This window comes from Sphaerospermopsis torques-reginae ITEP-024 (genome assembly GCF_019598945.1).
In the GTDB taxonomy this organism is placed as follows: Bacteria; Cyanobacteriota; Cyanobacteriia; order Cyanobacteriales; family Nostocaceae; genus Sphaerospermopsis.
The window spans coordinates 1,049,691-1,069,119 of record NZ_CP080598.1 but is presented as its reverse complement, the minus strand read 5'-3'; the positions used below and the strand labels follow the sequence as shown (position 1 = coordinate 1,069,119).

At 38.6% G+C, this 19,429-nt stretch carries 16 protein-coding genes and 1 pseudogene; 10 read left to right on the top strand and 7 right to left on the bottom strand.

Features of this window, described 5'->3' with window-relative positions; all coding sequences use genetic code 11:
* Positions 1 to 108: 108 nt before the first annotated feature.
* Both K2F26_RS04990 and K2F26_RS04985 read left to right on the top strand, forming a co-directional pair.
* Positions 109 to 1,041 carry a DUF4344 domain-containing metallopeptidase gene (locus K2F26_RS04990; RefSeq protein ID WP_220610588.1) on the top strand — a complete coding sequence of 311 codons (933 nt, stop codon included), beginning with the start codon at positions 109 to 111 and terminating at the stop codon, positions 1,039 to 1,041.
* Between the two features lie 254 nt (positions 1,042 to 1,295).
* Positions 1,296 to 2,624 (top strand): DUF58 domain-containing protein, encoded by a 1,329-nt coding sequence (locus K2F26_RS04985; protein ID WP_220610587.1) that lies wholly within the window; start codon positions 1,296 to 1,298, stop codon positions 2,622 to 2,624.
* 80 nt (positions 2,625 to 2,704) lie between these two features.
* Here K2F26_RS04985 and K2F26_RS04980 read toward each other — a convergent pair whose 3' ends face one another.
* Entirely contained in the window at positions 2,705 to 3,670 is a 966-nt protein-coding gene (locus K2F26_RS04980) for a stage II sporulation protein M (RefSeq protein WP_220610586.1), read from the bottom strand.
* Between the two features lie 81 nt (positions 3,671 to 3,751).
* Here K2F26_RS04980 and K2F26_RS04975 point away from each other — a divergent pair, with 81 nt between their 5' ends.
* Complete coding sequence (locus K2F26_RS04975; protein ID WP_220610585.1) at positions 3,752 to 4,600, top strand: DUF975 domain-containing protein; 849 nt, start codon at positions 3,752 to 3,754, stop codon at positions 4,598 to 4,600.
* A gap of 27 nt (positions 4,601 to 4,627) precedes the next feature.
* The gene (locus K2F26_RS04970) at positions 4,628 to 5,407 is read left to right on the top strand and encodes an RDD family protein (RefSeq protein WP_220610584.1); all 780 of its coding nucleotides are present in this window, start codon (positions 4,628 to 4,630) and stop codon (positions 5,405 to 5,407) included.
* Between the two features lie 141 nt (positions 5,408 to 5,548).
* On the opposite strand, the gene K2F26_RS04965 is transcribed toward K2F26_RS04970, so the two are convergent.
* The gene (locus K2F26_RS04965) at positions 5,549 to 6,337 is read right to left on the bottom strand and encodes a DUF1868 domain-containing protein (RefSeq protein WP_220610583.1); all 789 of its coding nucleotides are present in this window, start codon (positions 6,335 to 6,337) and stop codon (positions 5,549 to 5,551) included.
* Positions 6,338 to 6,494: 157 nt separating this feature from the next.
* Here K2F26_RS04965 and holA point away from each other — a divergent pair, with 157 nt between their 5' ends.
* The gene (gene holA, locus K2F26_RS04960) at positions 6,495 to 7,481 is read left to right on the top strand and encodes a DNA polymerase III subunit delta (RefSeq protein ID WP_220610582.1); all 987 of its coding nucleotides are present in this window, start codon (positions 6,495 to 6,497) and stop codon (positions 7,479 to 7,481) included.
* A 206-nt stretch (positions 7,482 to 7,687) separates the two neighbouring features.
* Positions 7,688 to 8,182 (top strand): DUF4168 domain-containing protein, encoded by a 495-nt coding sequence (locus K2F26_RS04955; RefSeq protein WP_220610581.1) that lies wholly within the window; start codon positions 7,688 to 7,690, stop codon positions 8,180 to 8,182.
* Between the two features lie 107 nt (positions 8,183 to 8,289).
* On the opposite strand, the gene K2F26_RS04950 is transcribed toward K2F26_RS04955, so the two are convergent.
* On the bottom strand, positions 8,290 to 10,998 hold the full coding sequence (locus K2F26_RS04950) for a DUF3536 domain-containing protein (protein ID WP_220611781.1): 2,709 nt from the start codon (positions 10,996 to 10,998) through the stop codon (positions 8,290 to 8,292).
* Positions 10,999 to 11,481: 483 nt separating this feature from the next.
* Here K2F26_RS04950 and cax point away from each other — a divergent pair, with 483 nt between their 5' ends.
* Complete coding sequence (gene cax, locus K2F26_RS04945; protein ID WP_220610580.1) at positions 11,482 to 12,576, top strand: calcium/proton exchanger; 1,095 nt, start codon at positions 11,482 to 11,484, stop codon at positions 12,574 to 12,576.
* A gap of 267 nt (positions 12,577 to 12,843) precedes the next feature.
* On the opposite strand, the gene K2F26_RS04940 is transcribed toward cax, so the two are convergent.
* From K2F26_RS04940 to K2F26_RS04930, 3 genes are all read right to left on the bottom strand, one after another.
* Positions 12,844 to 13,149 carry a hypothetical protein gene (locus tag K2F26_RS04940; RefSeq protein WP_437441043.1) on the bottom strand — a complete coding sequence of 102 codons (306 nt, stop codon included), beginning with the start codon at positions 13,147 to 13,149 and terminating at the stop codon, positions 12,844 to 12,846.
* Between the two features lie 33 nt (positions 13,150 to 13,182).
* Entirely contained in the window at positions 13,183 to 13,851 is a 669-nt protein-coding gene (locus tag K2F26_RS04935; protein ID WP_220610579.1) for a glutathione S-transferase family protein, read from the bottom strand.
* Between the two features lie 291 nt (positions 13,852 to 14,142).
* Entirely contained in the window at positions 14,143 to 14,373 is a 231-nt protein-coding gene (locus K2F26_RS04930) for a hypothetical protein (RefSeq protein WP_220610578.1), read from the bottom strand.
* 535 nt (positions 14,374 to 14,908) lie between these two features.
* On the opposite strand from K2F26_RS04930, the gene K2F26_RS04925 reads away from it, so the two are divergent.
* Both K2F26_RS04925 and K2F26_RS04920 read left to right on the top strand, forming a co-directional pair.
* Positions 14,909 to 15,484 carry a hypothetical protein gene (locus K2F26_RS04925; RefSeq protein WP_246605523.1) on the top strand — a complete coding sequence of 192 codons (576 nt, stop codon included), beginning with the start codon at positions 14,909 to 14,911 and terminating at the stop codon, positions 15,482 to 15,484.
* 103 nt (positions 15,485 to 15,587) lie between these two features.
* On the top strand, positions 15,588 to 17,417 hold the full coding sequence (locus K2F26_RS04920) for a peptidoglycan D,D-transpeptidase FtsI family protein (protein WP_220610576.1): 1,830 nt from the start codon (positions 15,588 to 15,590) through the stop codon (positions 17,415 to 17,417).
* A 269-nt stretch (positions 17,418 to 17,686) separates the two neighbouring features.
* Here K2F26_RS04920 and K2F26_RS04915 read toward each other — a convergent pair whose 3' ends face one another.
* Positions 17,687 to 18,799, bottom strand: coding sequence for a glutamate--cysteine ligase (locus tag K2F26_RS04915; RefSeq protein ID WP_220610575.1), 1,113 nt, complete (start codon positions 18,797 to 18,799; stop codon positions 17,687 to 17,689).
* Positions 18,800 to 19,049: 250 nt separating this feature from the next.
* On the opposite strand from K2F26_RS04915, the pseudogene K2F26_RS04910 reads away from it, so the two are divergent.
* Positions 19,050 to 19,366, top strand: a pseudogene (locus K2F26_RS04910) (Mo-dependent nitrogenase C-terminal domain-containing protein).
* Positions 19,367 to 19,429: the final 63 nt, after the last annotated feature.

Genomic DNA, 19,429 nt, shown 5'->3' with positions numbered 1-19,429 from the left:
AAACATCCTCTCATTGTTCAGCAACTGATTGATCAAATTGATCAAAAATTCTGACTCCTAACTCCTGACTCCTTACCAAGTTTTCAATCATATTGTATATACCACAGTATGTCTTACCTATTGAAATATTTAAAACCAATTAGTTTTAAACTAAAAATTTTCCTGTTAGTCAGTATTTTAGCTTTAGGTATAATTGTTATTTCTATCAATCCTCTTGTTAAGCAAACGCCAGTTAAATTAGTTGGCAATACTAATGAAATAATTAGGAACAGTAATAATAGTAATAATGTAGATGCTAAAGGAAAATTTCAAGTAGTTTATACTCCTTTACAGCGGAAAGATTCTATTAAAAAACAAGAAAGATTACAAAAATATCAATCATTTGAAAAATTAGCTCAAAAGCTAAATAGAATTTTCATGATGCCCAATGATGTGAAAATTATTTTGGGTGACTGTGGTGCTGTCAACGCCTATTATAAACCTTCTGAACATAGTATTACTCTTTGTTATGAATTAATAGATAAATTTACAGATGTATTTATAAACTACTATCAATACAGGGAATTGAATATTAATGAACCGGAAATAGTTAATAAAGTTAATCGTCGGGTAGCAGGTACAACTGTTTTCACTTTTTTCCATGAATTAGGACATACACTCATCGAAGAATTAGATTTACCTGTAACTGGTAAGGAAGAAGATACAGTTGATGAATTTTCGACAATTTTATTATCAGAATCAGGACAAGAATTTGCAGCTTTAGCTTCTGCTATTCAATTTGGTTTATCTGGAAATCGGGAAATGGAAAGTGTAAGTCAAGATTTATCTTTTTGGGATGAACACTCTTTGAATTATCAGAGATTTTATAATATTATTTGTTTGGTTTATGGTAAAAGCCCACAAGAGTATGATGTTTTGGTAGAAAATATAGGTATCCCACCAGAAAGACAAACTACTTGCCGAATAGATTACAATAAAAAGCTGAAGGCTTGGCGAACTTTATTAAGTCCTCATTTAAGAGAAGGAGTCAATTTATTATAATCAGAGTTGGAAGAATTTAGGAGTCATACCAATTCTTGATAAAGATGCGCTAAATTCAAGAATGAACTAACCGCAAAGGACACAAAGGACACAAAGAAAGAAGGAAATAAGAAATTCAGAATTTAGGCGCAGCTTCATAAAAAATTGTATCAGAGGTCACTTAACTGTTAACGGTTAACAATCAACCATGAACACTGATAACTAATAACTATTCAATCTTTTCTGTCACCTGTCACCTGTCACCTGTGAACTATATGATTCCATCTAAAAAAGTTTATTTTTTATTAGGTTTAGCAATTGCTGTATCACCCATTTTATCTATGATTGTGGGTATTTACCAAAGCATCGCTTTAACTTTGGTATTTGATGCTGTGGTTTTAGGATTGATGGTTATTGATAGTTTAAAAGTGAGAAAATCTCGCGTTAAGATTAGTCGGGAATTACCCTCACGTTTATCTATTGGTCGTGATAATCCAGTAGTATTAAAATTAGAATCGGGAAATACAAGAAATACAAATAGTATTATTCAAATTCGTGATTACTATCCGACAGAGTTTGCTGTTTCTACGTCTACTCTCAGCATTAATCTTTCTGCAAATAATACCCAAGAGATAACTTACACTGTACAACCAAACCAAAGGGGAGATTTTCCGTGGGGAAATATTCAAGTACGACAGTTGGGAAATTGGGGGTTAGGGTGGGATGATTGGCAAATTCCCCAAAATACACGAGTGAAAGTGTATGCTGATTTAATGGGGTTGCGATCGCTCTCGATTCGTCTGACATTACAATCATCTGGTTCTATCCGCAAAGTTCGTCAAATGGGTATAGGAACAGAATTTGCAGAACTGCGGAACTATCGCAGCGGTGATGATTTGCGGTTTGTCGATTGGAAAGCTACCGCTAGACGTGCCTATGGTAACACAGGTCCATTAGTCAGAGTTTTAGAACCAGAACAGGAACAAACTTTACTGATTTTACTAGATCGTGGGCGATTGATGACCGCCAAAGTCCAGGGTTTACAGCGATTTGACTGGGGTTTAAATACTACATTATCCTTAGCATTGGCTGGTTTACACCGGGGCGATCGCGTTGGTGTAGCTGTATTTGATCGTCAAGTACACACCTGGATACCCCCAGAACGGGGACAACATCACCTTAATCAACTAATTGATCGACTCACACCTATTGAACCAGTATTATTAGAATCTGATTATTTAGGCGCTGTCACTCATGTAGTCCAACAGCAAACCCGCAGGGCGCTAGTAGTGGTAATTACTGACTTAGTTGATATTACTGCTTCTTCAGAACTTCTGGCAGCACTCTGCAAATTAGCACCCCGTTATTTACCCTTTTGTGTCACCCTCCGCGATCCCCAAGTTGACCAAATAGCACACACTTTTACTGACGATATCACAACAGCTTATACTCGTGCAGTATCTCTAGATTTATTAGCACAAAGACAAGTTGCTTTTGCCCAATTAAAACAAAAAGGTGTTTTGGTTCTTGATGCACCAGCAAATCAAATTTCTGATCAATTAGTTGAACGATATTTGCAACTTAAAGCCAGAAATCAACTTTAGCAGGAGTCAGGAGGAAGAATTACCCTTACTGCTAAAATATCTTCCTCTTCATTCCTTTTTAATTTTTAATTTTTAATTTTTTATCCCTTAACCAATTTATTTTTACGATTACAATACAGCACTAAAAATATAAATAATCCCATTCCTGCTAAATATTTAATCGGGTCTGGAATCATGGGATTAGGTGAGAAAAAACCTTCAATAATTCCAGCTATAATTAACATCGGCACAATTCCAAATACTAATTGTGCAGCTAGAGAACTATAATAGTTAATTGCATCCCGACGGCGATATTTACCAGGAAATACAATTGCTTTGGCTATTAAAAGTCCTGCTCCACCTGCGAAAAAGATAGCGGGTAATTCCAAAGCACCGTGAGGAAATACAAACGCCCAAAATGGATAAGCGAGATTATTTTGACCGACTAAAGTAGCAACTGCACCAATTAATAAACCGTTAAATATCATTATATAAATTGTGTATAACCCGGCGGTAATTCCTCCAGCAACAGCAACGAAAGAAACGGAAATATTATTAATCATAATATTGCTGGATGCTAAAGGTTCAATACCGACAATAGAACCCATCCATAACTCACCTTTATCTCTGACTTGGGAAATTATCTGATTTGGTACTATCAGCGACATAAAACTGGGATCTTGCCAAGCATACCACCAAGCGACTAAACCACCGAAGATAAATAAAGCTGTGGCGGCGGCTATGTATGGAAATGTTTGCTGCACTACAGCCGGAAATCCAAAACGGTAAAATTCTACCGCTGCTTGCCATTCTTGTTTGCGTGAACCCTGATAAATTTGAGTATAGGCGCGAGTTGTGAGGGATTGTAAACTTTGAATTAAAGTATTCCCTACTTCCTGGGTACGAGCGCGGGCTAAATCTGCGGCTACGGAACGATATAAGCTGGCTAACTCTCTAATTTCCCCAGATTTGAGAGATTTTAACTTTTTTTGTTCTACTTTCCGTAATAGAGAATCTAGACGTTGCCAATTTTCCTCTCGTCTGCCGATCCAACGTTTAATATTCATAAAATTTCCGGGTACTGAGTTTAATTTAGCTTAATATGGCCTCAAAATTGCCAACTGTAATTTTAAGGAACATTTACTACTATGTCTGACAACTTGGGTTATACCAGTAATGCTGAACCATTAAGTATTGGTAATGTAGTCAGTGCCGGTGTACGTTTGTATCGTTCTCACCTCAAAGAATATTTTTTGTTGGCGTTAAAGGCTTATCTTTGGGTACTTATACCAGTTTATGGCTGGGCAAAGTTTTATGCTTTATCAGCTTTGATTGGTCGTTTGGCCTTTGGTGATTTGGTGAATCAACCAGAAAGTGTTCATTCGGGTGAGCGGTTTGTTAATTCCCGCCTTTGGAAGTTTTTTGGGACATTGATCTTAATGTTTTTTATCGGTGTTGGTATTGGTATCGGTTTTTTAATTGTAGGGAGTTTGTTGCTGGGTATTGTGGCTGCGGTTTTAGGAGTACAAAATGGCAATATTTCTAATATCGGGATTTTTGTGTTGATAGCGATTTTAGTCAGTGTTGTTGGTATTGTGGGGACTGTCTGGTTGGGAACTAGATTTTATGTAGTGGATCTACCCCTAGCTATTGAAGAAAATGTTGATGCTACTTCTACTATTCAACGCAGTTGGGAGTTAACTAAAGGCTATGTGGGCAGAATATTTATAATTTCTTTTGTAGCCCTTTTAATCACATTGCCACTGCAAATTTTAATACAGATTATTACAACTGTGATTCAGCTAATTTTCACAACCCTATTAGCTGATGGTTCTCCGGTTTTTTCTTTGATATTTATTGTTTTATTTCTAGGTATAATTATATCTAGTAATGCTGCAATTTTACCTTTTTTACAAACTGTCAAAGCTGTAATTTACTATGACCTAAGAAGTCGGCGTGAGGGTTTAGGTTTGGAGTTACGTGACCGAGAAATTTAAATCAAAATTGAAAAATAATTTCAAATCATGCACCTTTTCAACAGAATCAAATTCAGCACCCCGGAAAGCGTTGAGTTAGAATTTACCTTAGCTGGTATAGGAAGTCGAGCTTGGGCGTTAATTATTGACTATCAGATTTTGGCTTTAAGTTTAGCTCTGTTTATCGCAGTCTGGGCATTTATTTCTAATCAATTATATGATATTGGTTCAGAGATTTTTGGCTCTGGTTTTGGTTTATGGATGACTGCGATCGCTTTCCTGATTCTTTTCTTTATTTACACAGGTTATTTTGTTTTTTTTGAAACTCTCTGGCAAGGACAAACCCCTGGTAAACGTATTGCCAAAATTCGTGTAGTGCGAGATGATGGCAGACCTTTGGGTTTACAACAAGCTGCACTTAGGGCTTTACTGCGTCCTATTGATGAAACTTTGTTTATTGGCGCTTTTTTAATTATGTTTAGTAAAAGTGAAAAGCGTCTTGGTGATTTAGTCGCAGGAACTATAGTAATTCAAACCCAACAAGTTAATAAATCTGCCAATCTTACTATTTCAGATGAGGCCAAGTCATTTTATATCAGTTTACAAAAAATCTCTGATTTATCTCAATTATTGCCTGATGATTTTGCCATTATTCGTGAGTATTTACAACGCCGCAATGGAATGTCTAAAAAAGCTCGGTCTTCTTTATCACTAAAATTATCCGAACAGGTAAAATCTATTATAAATTTAACAATTTTACCTGTTGAAATTTCCGCTGATGTGTTTCTAGAAGCTGTTTATTTAGCCTATCAACAACCTGAATTTTAGGCAGGAGGCAGGAGGCAGGAGTTTTTTTATTTTGGATTTTGGATTTTGGATTGTTTTTGTTAGCTCCAATCTAAAATCTAAAATCTAAAATCTAAAATTTTCTTCCCCAGTCCCCAGTCCCTATTCCCTGACAACTAACAATTAAAACTCTAAACTCGTAAAGTCAGGTTGACGATAATAATTTGTCATATTATCAAACTTCCGTAATTCAGCCCGATGGACTACAATTTCTGGAAAATTTAACAGCCATTGTTGATTTAACTCTGACAACAAATTACTAAGTTTTACCCGATCTAGGTCAGCAGTAATTTCGCCAAAATAGCCTAATGTAATATGGGCTGTAAAGTGATAATGTTGTTCAATACCCAAACCCATTAATTTGCGATTTTGATAAATTAGTCGGCGGAGTTGAATAATCTCCTCATAGCTCCTTTCATCTTTGGGTATTAAACACACTGCTAAAGCTCTTGGCATAACTATTAATCCTAACATTTGCCAAGAAATAGGATGACTTGTTTCACCTCTTAATTCGTTATACTGATCAAACAAATTCCCTAAACAAGAGTTAAACTCCTCTTCAAATTGGGGATTTTTCTCAGTAGCATGAATGTACGCATGATCCCAAATTAAATCTGCCAAGGTGAAATGAAAACTGGCAGGAGGTAGAGGTACAATCAAATCGGAGTTGATTGGTAAATTTAACAGCGATCGCTGAAAAGTCTCAATTTGGCTGTAAAAATCAGCGTTATTGGTATCTTCTGCTGCTGGTGGGGTAATCAGTGTATAACCAGGAAATGGTGCTGGTTTTCTGACTCCATCAACAGGTTTAAATTTATAAGATTCCTGGATATGCTGAACTTGGGTTTTGTAAGATTCTGGTAGCGTCATGCGTGCTACCCGATTTAAATAGGTTTGGTAGTTGTCGTCCAATCTTCTTAGCCTCGCGCTCTCTTGATAGATTGTAGGAAAATTTACATAATTTGACCAAGTTATTTTATTAGGAGGCAAGAGGCAAAAGTTAATATTCTCCCCCTGCTTCCCCTGCTTCCCATCTCTACTGTCACCTGTCACCTGTCACCTAATTCTTATGCCAATCTACGTTTACTGGGGTGAAGATGATTTTGCAACGGAAAAGGCGGTTGCAGCTTTACGCGATCGCATTCTTGATCCTCTATGGATCAGTTTTAACTATACCGCTTTCCCCCCAGATCAACCTGATGCAATAATTCAGGCTTTAAATCAAGTTATGACTCCCGCTTTCGGTGCTGGTGGGCGTTTGGTTTGGTTAGTCAATTCTAATTTATGCCAACAGTGTCCAGAAAATGCGTTATCAGAATTACAACGGACTTTACCCGCAATTCCTGAAAATTCCTTTTTATTGGTAACAAGCCGCAGTAAACCTGATGAACGTCTCAAAGCTACAAAATTTATCAAACAATTTGCCGAAATCCGCGAGTTTTCACTTATTCCCCCCTGGAAAACTGAATTGTTGGTACAAGCTGTCAATGAAGTTGCTCAAGATGTCGGTGTAAAATTAACTACCCAAACTGCGGAAATATTAGCGGAGTCTATAGGCAACGATACCAGGCTTCTCTATACAGAAATGGAGAAATTACGCCTGTTTATGGCAGGTAGTAATAAGCCATTAGATGTGAAAACTGTAACTCTGTTAGTCAGAAATACTACTCAAAACACCTTGCAATTAGCAGCGGCTATTAGAACCGGTGATACAGCTAAAGCTTTGGGTATTGTCGGGGATCTAATAAATGCGGCTGAACCGGGTTTAAGAATTGTTGCCACTTTGATAGGGCAGTTTCGCACATGGCTATGGGTAAAGATTATGATGGAAACAGGAGAACGCAACCCCCAAGCGATCGCCCAAGCAGCGGAAATCAATAACCCTAAACGTATCTACTTCCTACAGCAAGAAGTCAAATCTCTTTCTGTACAACAACTAATTTCATCTTTACCCCTACTGCTGGAATTAGAAGTTAGCCTTAAACAAGGAGCGTCGGAAACATCAATCCTACAAACTAAAGTCATTGAACTTTGTCAAGTATATCAGAAAAGGTAATGGGTAATGGGTGATTGTTGATTGGGAAAAAGTGATAGTTGATAGTTGATAGTTGATAGTTGACTGAGAAACATAAAATTGATTACCCAGTCCCCAGTCACCAGTCCCCACCTGGATCAAAATTTCGATTTTACCGGAACTTCTGATTCCTAAAATAATTCAAACCTACTATCATATCTCTACTATTATTCTGTGTCATCTATCGTATGCAGGAAAATTATTTTGTCTTTTTGCGAACTTCAATTAAGCACAAACTTTCTGAGTCCTTGGTATTTGCAACTCTCACCGCTGCGAGTTTAATTGCTACTTTGGGTTTGACTGTGAAAGCAGATGCTCAAATTCCGCCAGTTGACAATGCAGAAGTTACTAACTATGCCCAGTCTGTATTAGAAATGGAGCCAAAACGCCAAATGGCGTTTAAAGAAATTAAAAAACTTATTGGTGGAAAAGAAATTCCCAAAATTGTCTGTAATGACCCTAACAGCATGAATTCCCTACCAAACAAGGCCAGGGAGATAGCTGTTAATTATTGTAACGATTCTCAAAATATAGTGTCAGCCAATAATTTAACCATTGAACGGTTTAATCAAATTACTGTCGAAGTTCAAAGCAACACCGATTTGAAACGTCAGATATATAATACTTTGCTGCGGTTGCAAAATGAATCTGCTTCTAAATCGGGTGCGCGTAATAGCCGTTAGATATTGGGGAAGGTAGGGAGCAGGGAGCAGGGAGCAGGGAGCAGGGAGCAGGTAGAAATTATTTGTATTTTCCCAATCACCAATCACCAGTCACCAGTTACCAGTCACTAGTCACCAATCATGCTGACATCAACGGCTAATTTTTGCCCTAGTTTCAACAACTGACGACAATGAGTAGCTTCGGCTGGGTTGTTCAAGTTAGTGAGACACTGGGGAATTATTTGACTATGCAAACAGCTAAAGTAGAGTTCTTGGGATTTTTCTAAGGAAATACCCACATTTAACTGATATCCCACATCAATCAGCTTTTCTAAGCGTTGGATATCTGTACCAAAAGAACCATTAGCATCGTGTAACAATTGCCACAGCAAGCGCACAATTAACTGTTCTAATATCTGTTTGCCTTCTGGTATATTTAGCTGACAACGCAAATGTTTAGCTTCAGTGGCGATCGCCTCTAATTCTAAGATATGATTCCAACTTAACTGGGTGTCTGTAATATCTTGTTCTAGGCTACGCAAGGTATTCATACAGCGATAACCTAAAGCTATTTCCGCCGCTACCTGTAATTCTTGGGGAACTGTTAACCCATCCCGATGAAAAGCCATAATCACACCGTAATTTTCCCGGTATGTCTGGGTATATAATTGGTCTAATCTGTTTAGTGTTTCCTGACTCAACAACCTCATGATCCGATGGCGTTCTTCTGCAAACAGATTTTGCAAACTAAAAGCTTCATCACCAAAAATCTTTGTCATTGCCAAAATAGCATGAGCCGCGCTTGCCTGTTGCAAAGATGTAAATAGCATTTCTTTGATGTGACTATAATCACGTCTGCCTGTAAACTGTTGAATGCAGCAGTGAAAATCCCAACCGCCTAAATGCAGCACCGCAAACACTAAATTTTCACTTTCCCAAGTAATTTCTGACACCAACTTCAAATGTCCCACCGCCATAGTTAACGCGCCCATGCGTTGCATTTGGTAATCTAACTCATTGGCTGTGTAGCAATAAACGCGCTTTTGGTAAGTTTCCAAATTTTCCGATCTATCTTGTGTGGAGATGGCATTATTGTGATGATTGAATAGGGAAGTAATCGCATAGTGGGCAGCAACTTGTTTAAATCCGATTTGGGAGGTTAACACCAATTGACGATAAACTTCAGCACCATGTTTAAAGTGTTCCACATTGCTGGGAGCTAAACCCAAACGTTGGAGGAAACCTTTTTCTAACTGCACACCTGCCACATCTCCAGCTAATTCTAAAGCACGAGCAGCATAACGGAGAATTTGCGTTCCTTCGGGTCTGGATAACTCTTCAAAAAACCAGCCGCAACTGGTAAACATAAATAAAGCATGACGCTGCATTTCCAACAACCGCAAAGCGTCTACCTGTTCTGTGGCGGTAAGTTTATGGGTTTGATGAAGGGAGAGAAAACGGGCAACATTAGCAGCAGAGCGATCGCGTAAAACTTCAATATATTCATCCCTTGCTAACCAGGGATCACGAAATAACTTTCTCCCATATTCCTCATACACCTCAATTAACTGATCCCGCAACCAGTTCAACGCACTGCGTAACGGCTTACGCCATTTTTGATGCCAAACACCCCCTTCACCTCCACAACCACAATCATCTTGCCATCTATCCACACCATGAGCGCAACTCCAAGCGGTGACAGGTTTTAACTCCACTTCCCAACTCGGATGATTTAAACTTAAATAGTGAGCAAAATTGGTGACAGTCCAACCATGACGGGGAAACTCACCAATAAAAGCATAGGCTAAAGTTTTCTCAGTTCCCTTTTTGTGATGTCCGAAAGTCTCCCCATCGGTAGCTACAGATATTAACTGTGCGGGACGATGATCCCCCCGTATTGCAGCACCCACTCTACCTGCAAAGTGGTGAGAACTATAAACCACATCACTAAAACCCATATCCCGTGATATCGGTCCATCGTAGAAAAAGATATCAATATAAGGTAAACCTGCTGTGTTTTCTCTACTTTCTAAAGGAGTGGTTTTAGTCACACTCAAAGGTGAAGATGTGGTTTGCAGAGTTGGTTTTAAATAACAACGATAGGGACGAGTAGGATCAATTTGACTACCACCAACTTCATGCCATTGAGGGTGGGGATCATGTTCTGTGGGGAACGGACGACAACGTTGAGCTTGAGAAGGTGCGAGGACAATAAAACGAATACCCTCAGAAATGAGAGCTTTTATAGTTGCATAATCAACGGCTGTTTCTGCTAACCAAATACCTTCGGGATCACGACCAAAACGAGATTTAAAATCTGCTTTACCCCAGCGAATTTGGGTATATTTATCTCGTTCATTAGCTAAAGGCATGATAATGTGATTATAGACTTGGGCGATCGCATTGCCATGACCATTTAACCTTTGACTACTCTTAACATCAGCCTCTAAAATTCGCTGGTAAACTTCCATGTCGTAGCGTTCCAACCACGACATCAAAGTAGGTCCTATATTAAAGCTCATGTACTCATAATTATTGACGATCCCCAATAATTCACCTTTGTCATTTAGCACTCTGGCAAAGGCATTAGGGCGATAACATTCCCAATGAATGCGCTCATTCCAATCATGAAAAGGTGCAGCACTGGGTTGACGTTCAATGGCATCTAAATAAGGATTTTCTCTGGGTGGTTGATAAAAATGTCCATGCACTGTCACGTATACACCACGGGGTTTTTTCAGGGGATCATTTTCATTCAGGTGTTGAGAATCTGGTTCTAATTGATTTAATGTGAATGTGGAGCCTGAGTTTACTGGTAATTCAGCAGCAGATGTCATCATATTTTTATCCCAAGTAAAATTACAGTTGTCAAATTGCAATTGTGGTGAAAGTGTATGTTATATGTACCTTTTTACAGTTGTTTTATTGTCAAATCCGCTTTAAACAACAGCTTGAAAATCAAGCCGAATCAGAATTTTGGCAAAAATTGTCTTAATATGTCAGGAAATCTGCATTCTCGCGCAACTGTTCCCTCGTATGTGAAAAATGATCAAAGATGGCATAAAATTTCATATTGGGGATTCTATCACTGGCAACACTAATCAGCCAAGACAATTAACGGTATTGTAATCTATTAAAACCCATTTTTGTGATAAAACCCAAGTTGAAAGTCATACTTTTGCAACAAAATATTGCAATATTGAATTAAATCGTCATCTTATTTTATATATCTGCGGAAATCATTGAAACAGTAGAATTTCCGAAAGCTTGACAGTATCCTATATCTTGGTTATACCTATCCAAAATTCGAGATCATAATAATGTCAACTAAAAACATCATTTTTCTTGGCCTATTAGTTTTTATCCCCATTTCCCTAGCAGCGCACTTTTTAGAGTGGGGAGACTTGGTAGTATTCATCACCGCAGGATTAGCTATTTTGCCCCTCGCAGCTTGGATGGGTGCAGCTACCGAAGAAATTGCTGTAGTTGTCGGTCCGGTGCTGGGAGGGTTATTAAACGCCACCTTTGGTAATGCTACAGAATTGATCATAGCCTTGGTTGCCCTCAATGCTGGACTGATAGAAGTCGTTAAAGCCAGTATCACAGGTTCAATTATCGGTAACTTACTGCTAGTTATGGGTCTTTCTATGTTATTAGGCGGACTACGTTACAAGGAACAAACTTTTGAATCGGTGGTAGCAAGGGTAAATGCTTCGTCCATGAATTTGGCAGTCATAGCCATTTTGCTACCCACAGCTATGAACTATACATCCATTGGCATTAGTGAAAAAGTAGTACAAAATCTGTCTCTAGCTGTGGCTGTAGTCTTAATTTTAGTTTATGGCTTGACACTGCTATTTTCTATGAAAACCCATGCCTATTTATATGATGTAGGTGTAGCAGAGATAGAAGAAGCTGAAGAAACTCCCCATGAAAAACCCAATCTTTGGTTGTGGAGTGGTGTACTGTTAGTTTGCACTTTGCTGGTAGCTTTAGAGTCAGAATTATTGGTAGATTCTTTGGAAGTAGCTACTTCTAAACTAGGTTTAACAGCTTTGTTTACAGGGGTAATTTTAGTTCCCATTGTTGGTAACGCTGCTGAACACGCTACGGCTGTAACTGTGGCCATGAAAGATAAAATGGATCTTTCTTTATCTGTTGCAGTGGGTTCAAGTATGCAAATAGCCTTATTTGTTGCCCCTGTTTTGGTTATTGCAGGTTGGTTTATGGGTCAACCAATGGATTTAGATTTTAATCCTTTTGAATTGGTAGCTGTAGCGGTATCGGTTTTAATTGCTAATAGCATTAGTTCTGATGGTAAGTCTAATTGGTTAGAAGGAACTTTACTTTTAGCTGCTTATACAGTTTTAGGTTTCGCTTTCTATTTCCACCCGGTTACTAACGGTATGGGTTAGTAATTCAATTGATAATTGACAATTGACAATTGATAATTGTTTCATTCAAGGTTTAAAACCTCCGCATCAATTGATAATTGATAATTGACAATTGATAATTGTTTCATTCAAGGTTTAAAACCTCCCCATTCCAGGGGAAAAACCAAAAAAAATCCGCTTTTTCAATCCTCTCCCTTGAAGGGAGAGGAAATTGTCAATTGTTAATTGTCAATTGTCAATTGTCAATTGTCAATTATTGAAGAGGCTTTTTGGTTTATTCAGCAACCCCTAAATATCTAAAAACGGGAAAAGCTGTAATAATGCCTGACGTATCCTTAACAGGAATATTTGTTTTCGGATTTGAGCATTAAGTTTTGGTGGGGGGCTGGTTTGTAGTTGCGCTTGTAGTTGGGCATATTCAGCAGCAGTTAAGAGTTTACCATCAATAGGCGATCGCCCAATCGTAATCATCTCTGTCCGCAATATCTCTTCTGGTATATCCTCCACAGGTGGTAATGCCATTACCCCATTTCCCCAATAGCTACTAACCACCACTAACATAGCGGTACTTATACCCAAAAACCAAAATTTCATACATCTTATTTTTGACTTTTGACTTTTGACTTTTTAAAGTCCTGGTGGTAGTGCTTCACCACACAATTGATGAATTTTGACAATGCGTTCAAACAACCAAGGATATCCTTGACGGTATTGAGGAATAAGTGCTAAAGGACTCAATAAAGCTGCTGCGGCAATATCAGCTACACTCAAATGATCGCCTACTAAATATTCGCTTCTTTGCCAACGATGAGATAATTCTTCTAGGGCAATTGTCAGCCTTTTAGTAGCTAATTTTACACTGGCATTGTTAATATCATATTGTTTCCTCACTACTCCAATCACTATTTGACTGGATAATGATGGATCAATTTGTTTACCTTCACCAGCCCGAAAATGATAATATACAAACCTTGTAGCAGTACCAATGCTTTCATCTAACCAGTCTTCTAGCATCAAAGCTTCTGTTTGTTGTTCCGGGTTCCTGAAAAATAATGAAGGTTCTGGTTGATAAGATTCTAAAAATTTGACAATCTGTGTCGAGTCGCCAATAGCTGGGGGTTGTCCCTCGATTTGCGGTAATAAAACAGGCAGAGTAGTTAAACCTGTTAACGGCTTCACCTTGAGGATGTGCAAACCAGGAGTGAGATTTTCTACCTGATAATTAATACCCTTGTAACCTAAAACCAGTCGAGCTTTACGACAATAGTGAGATGTACTGAATTGCAGTAGCAACATAAAGCTACTTTCCGAGTAAAGACAATTTTTTTAGACAATTTTTTTAATAATGGACAATGAACAATTACTGAAACAACTATCAATTGTCAATTATCAATTGTCAATTATTAATTGATAACCATAAGCGGATCGATTCGATTTTATCACAGTCGAGTCGCTCCGCTTTGGGTTTAATTGTCCTGCCCAGAAGGTTATTGTATGCTGTTTACCATTCTGGATGCCTGATCAAATTATTTATGTGATAGCGATGTACTGAGGATCGCTATCCTAAATAAATTATCGTATCAAGTCCTAGTTAGGAGTAGTAGCGGGGGTAGCTGCTGGTGTTGTAGTAGCAGCAGGTGTAGCTCCTGGTGCTGTAGTAGCAGAAGCGGGGGTTGTACCAGTATCAGCAGGTTCACCAGCAGCTGGTGTAGCAGCGGGAGTAGTGGTAGTACCAGCAGGTCCACTATTACTTTCACAAGCTCCAAGCATAGTAGCCAGACTTAACATGAGAGCCAAACCAAAGATTTTTGTTTTCATAACTCCTCTTTCACCAATAAAGGCAATACTCAAGATTACTCCTGTTGAATACGATAGCTTATTTGTTGATTTTTGTTAAATGTTTTGAGAGTAGAAATTTCCACCCAACTTTTGGGCAATCTCTAAACGTTATGAGCAGGTAGGTAGATAGGGACTTTAGGGTAAACCAATATTAGGTATTTAGGGGATCCAGGACCTTTGTGAGGACCCTTGACTGGGGACTGGGAAAAAATTTTTAGATTTTAGATTTTAGATTTTAGATTGGATTTGACAAAAATAATCGAAAATCCTCGCATCCAAAATAAAAAACTCCTGCCTTGCTACCTTCTGCCTCCTGAATTATGCTGTAAATATTGCTTCTGACTGCTCTACATTGTCATAATTTTAAATGTATTGACTTTAAGTACAAAATCTATCATTTACAACAATCATGACTGCTGTCCGCAAATCAGCTGTTTCTACAAAAAGTTCTTGGTTCAGGCGAAATTTGACCCCACCTTTGGGTCAGGGACGCTCTAGTAACCTGTCAGAAAATATGCAAACAAATTCTAAATCGACCAGTGCATCCACAGTAGTGCGCCCTAAAAGAAAACGTAATTCCCCTAGAAAAATATCAACTCCTCTAGTCAATGAGGCAGTAGTATCAACATTGGAGAAAAATTCTAGGCAAAAAACAGTCACAAATACCACAAATGTGAATGGGCAGTCCAAGGATGAACACTTACATGAGATGTCTACTGCTGCATCCACACCGATATGGTTGCTACGCTTGCACGCTGTCTATCGTTATTCCTCAGCTGCGACATTTGTGTTTGTGGCTGCAACACTGGTGGTTTATGGTTGGACTGTCTATTCTCAAGAGCTTTGGAGTCAATATTACCGCACTCTGCAAAGCCTACAACGTCATGAGCGGCAGTTGAACACAACCAATGCAGCACTGATCAAAAAGATGGCTGAAGAGGGAGAAAAAGCAGAAGCAGGACTAAGATTACCAACTCCAGGGGAAACAATTTTTTTGCCACCAACATCCCCTAGTCCAAAGTCAGCATCTTCAACTGCAACTACCAATTCAGAAGCACAGACCCAAACTTCCTCTCCATTAGGATATTAAAATTTAAAGAGATTGGTGATTGGTAATTGATTACCTCTGTTACCTGTTACCTGTTACCTGTTCCCTGTTCCCTAAAAACTGACAACTGACACAAAAAAACCCAATGCAGAAGTCACCAAGCCGAACAAAGTTGAGAAATTTGCAGAATTTACAGTTCACCAGGCGGCGCAAGTTCTACAAACAAGCTGTTCCAGGGAATGGTTCTCCTAAAACTCAAGCTCAACTGGCAAATCCCAAGTCTCGACTGTTGATAGTTTGGGGTATCTTGGTTGCTGCTGGGTTGGGGTTGGCTTTCAATTTGTATCGACTGCAAATTATTGATGGTGCAAAACTTACTCAAAGGGCAAGAAACCAGCAAATGGTGAATTTACATCCTTTTATGCCCCGTCGCCCCGTGGTTGATCGCAATAACAATATTTTGGCCATTGACCGTCCAGTGTATACTCTGTACGCCCATCCCAAACTATTTGATAAGTCTAAGAAGGAAATAGCAGAAAAAATTGCACCCATTCTCAACAAAGATGCTCGTCAGTTAGTAACAACATTTGAAAGTAGAAGCAGCGGTATTCTGATTGCTAATGGTATTGGCGAAAATATTGCTGATCGCTTGATTTCATTCCGCTTGAATGGTTTGGAGTTTATTCAAAAATATTCCCGTTTCTACCCACAAGATGATTTGGTTGCTAATGTGGTGGGTTATGTTAACCTGGATCGTCGCGGTCAGGCAGGAGTTGAATATAGTCAGGAAACACTATTGGAACGCTCTAGACAAACGGTGCGTCTCAGTCGGGCTGGTAATGGGGCAATTATGCCAGATCATGCACCAGAAGGATTTTTGCATTCTGATGATTTAAAACTCCAACTCACTATTGATAATCGGTTGCAACGGGCTGCCCGGACGGCACTCAAAGAACAGATTGACAAGTTTCAGGCTAAACGCGGTGCTGTAATTGTGATGGATGCCACCGATGGTTCATTATTGGCCTTGGTTTCTCATCCTACCTATAATGCAAATCAATATTCCAAAGCAGATATTTCACTGTTTAGAAATTGGCCTGTCGCGGATCTTTATGAACCAGGTTCTACTTTTAAGCCTTTAATTGTGGCGATCGCTCTGGAAAATGGTGTCATCAAACCAGATGATGTATTTAATGACCCTGGTACTATTAAAGTTGCTGACCGCATTATCAAAAACGCAGAAATTAACAGTTTTAGACGAATTAATATTGCCGAAATTTTACAAACTTCTAGCAACGTTGGTATGGTACAAATTATCCAACGTCTGAAGCCCACTTTATACTATAACTGGTTGGAAAAACTGGGACTAGGACAAAAAATGGATACAGATTTGCCTTTTACAGTCAGTGGCAGTCTCAAAAGGCAAGAAAAATTCCTATCCTCTAATCTAGAACCAGCAACTACTTCTTTTGGGCAAGGTTTTTCTCTGACACCTTTACAACTGGTGCAAATGCACGGCGCTTTGGCTAATGGTGGTAAATTGATAACACCCCATGTAGTTCAAGGCTTGATTGATAGTCAAGGTAAAATTCACTACTCACCTACCCTACCAGCACCACGCCAGATTTTCTCACCTACAACTACCCAAAAGGTAGTAGACATGATGGAAACGGTGGTTTCTCAGGGCAGTGGTAAAGCCTCTCAAATCAAAGGATACGGTATTGCAGGTAAAACCGGTACAGCCCAAAAAGCCTCTCCTCGAGGTGGATATATTCCCGGTGCAAGAATTACTAGCTTTGTGGGTATTGTCCCAGCAGAAGCCCCCCGTTATGTAGTTTTGGCAATTGTAGATGAGCCAAAGGGCGAAAACGCCTATGGTGGAACTGTAACAGCACCTATTGTTAAATCTGTGATGGAAGTGCTTATTCCTATGCAGAAGATTCCACCAAGTCAGCAGGTGACAGGTGACAGGTGATAATTGATAATTGATAATTGATAATTGATAATTGATAGTTGTTTGTACCCAATTACCAATTACCAATTACCTCAAACTTCAATAATGGACAATTGACAATGACCTCTCCCTGAAAGGAAGAGGATTGAAAAAGCGAATTTTTTTTTGGTTTTTTTCCCCTTGAAAGGGGAGGTTTTAAACCGTTCGGCACTTCGGCAAGCTCAGTGACCGCAACCTCAGTGACCACTGACGCTCACGGCGGAAGCCTTGAATGAAACAATTATCAGTTGTCAATTATCAATTATCAATTGATAAGTTCTCTTGATTGTTTCTTCAATTGAACCTAGATTTTCAAACATTTCAATTAGTTGATGAGATTTGGTTTTGCGATTTGCCAAAATATCTTTTAATGGGGCTAAAAATATAATATCTGGATCATTTTCTAGGGCAATTTCAGCAGCTTGTAAAACTTTGGTTGCATTCAGAAAAATATCATTATGATCAAATCCTGCTTGGGCTGAAATTTGGTGTAAAGTTGTATCAGGTACAATAGCTCTACCTTCTAAGGTTGTATCTAAGGATAACCCTTTTAATAATGCCAATAACCCTGCATAAATAGAAAAATCATCACAGCTATCACAGGCTTTAAATTCGATTCTTCCTACTTCTGCGGGAATGCGGGCAATTTTGGTTAATGGAGGTACACTTTTAATTAGATGTTCCTGCTTTTCCACAAACACTAATGTTGCTGATCTTTTTCCAGTTCTGATAAATGTCCTCACTGATAAACCTTGCCATAAACTGCCATTATAAAATGGAGAACTGTAACTAAAAGGAACAATAAAAGGACTGTAATAAGTCAGTTTCTTGCCAATATCAATTACATCTTCCATAGGTAAATTTGCGATGGAAATATTTAAATCTGGACCATAGGAAACCATGTAAATATGGGCAGTTTGTTCATCTGGATAAGCTTGTAATTGCCTAAGTTCAAAATCATTTAATGGTGGTTGGGGTTCAAAAACACAAGTATAGGGATTAAAACTGACTAAAACAGGCTCAAAACCAAAACTAGCAGCTACCTCACGCAGTAAAGAAAAACTGGCTGTTAATTCATCAATTGCACCTTGAATAGTAGAATTTATAGTAGTTCTAATTTCGATGCCCTTAGCTAAACAATCAATTACTTCTTCTGAATCAGCAAATCTTTCAAAACCCTCAATATACCATCGCTTCTTTTTAATACCAGCATCACCAACCCTTAATTGTGGGTAGTCATTGGGGTAAAGAGGTAATTTGTCAACAATTCGCTGAAAATCAGCAAATTTTGTACAAGAGAAATCAGCAAACTTTCCTTCATGGTTAAGAAAAGCAACTTCATGTTCAATTCCGAAAAAAAACATAGGTGATAGGTGATAGGTGATAGGTGATAGGTGATTGTTGATTGGTGACTGGTTACTGGTTACTGGTTACTAGTTACTGGTGACTGGGGAAAAATATTTCCCTTCTGCCTCCTTTAAGGTAGTAAATAGAAAAAATTATCAACAATCTTTGTAAAAGGGATTTTAGCGCAAAACAGACGATTGGGGTAGTTTAGAAATGAATGATTGATAATATCTTGAATGTCTTGAATATCTTGAGGCGTGAGTTTTTATGACAAGTGCGGTTAAAACCCCCTACAGTAGCGAACAAATTACGGTTTGGTTACGTGGACTACTAACTATTGCTTGGGCTGATGGTAATTTTGATGCCCAAGAACAGGAGTTAATTAACAGCATTACCAAAGATGAATTAGCCCCTTGTCTTAACTGGACTTCATTAGAGATGTCACCCTATTTGGTAAGAAAATAGTGCATATTCCGCCAATGTGCAAAATCAACCCATTGTATGAGCAATTAGTAGGTTTACGCTTCCGCGCTCTTTCCTACCTTGCAGACGAATGTCAGGAGGATGTTTCACCGTATATTTAGGCATGTGGCATGGGGCATGGAAGATTTTTTATGCTCTATTCCCGCCCTTAGAGGGTGTTTGAA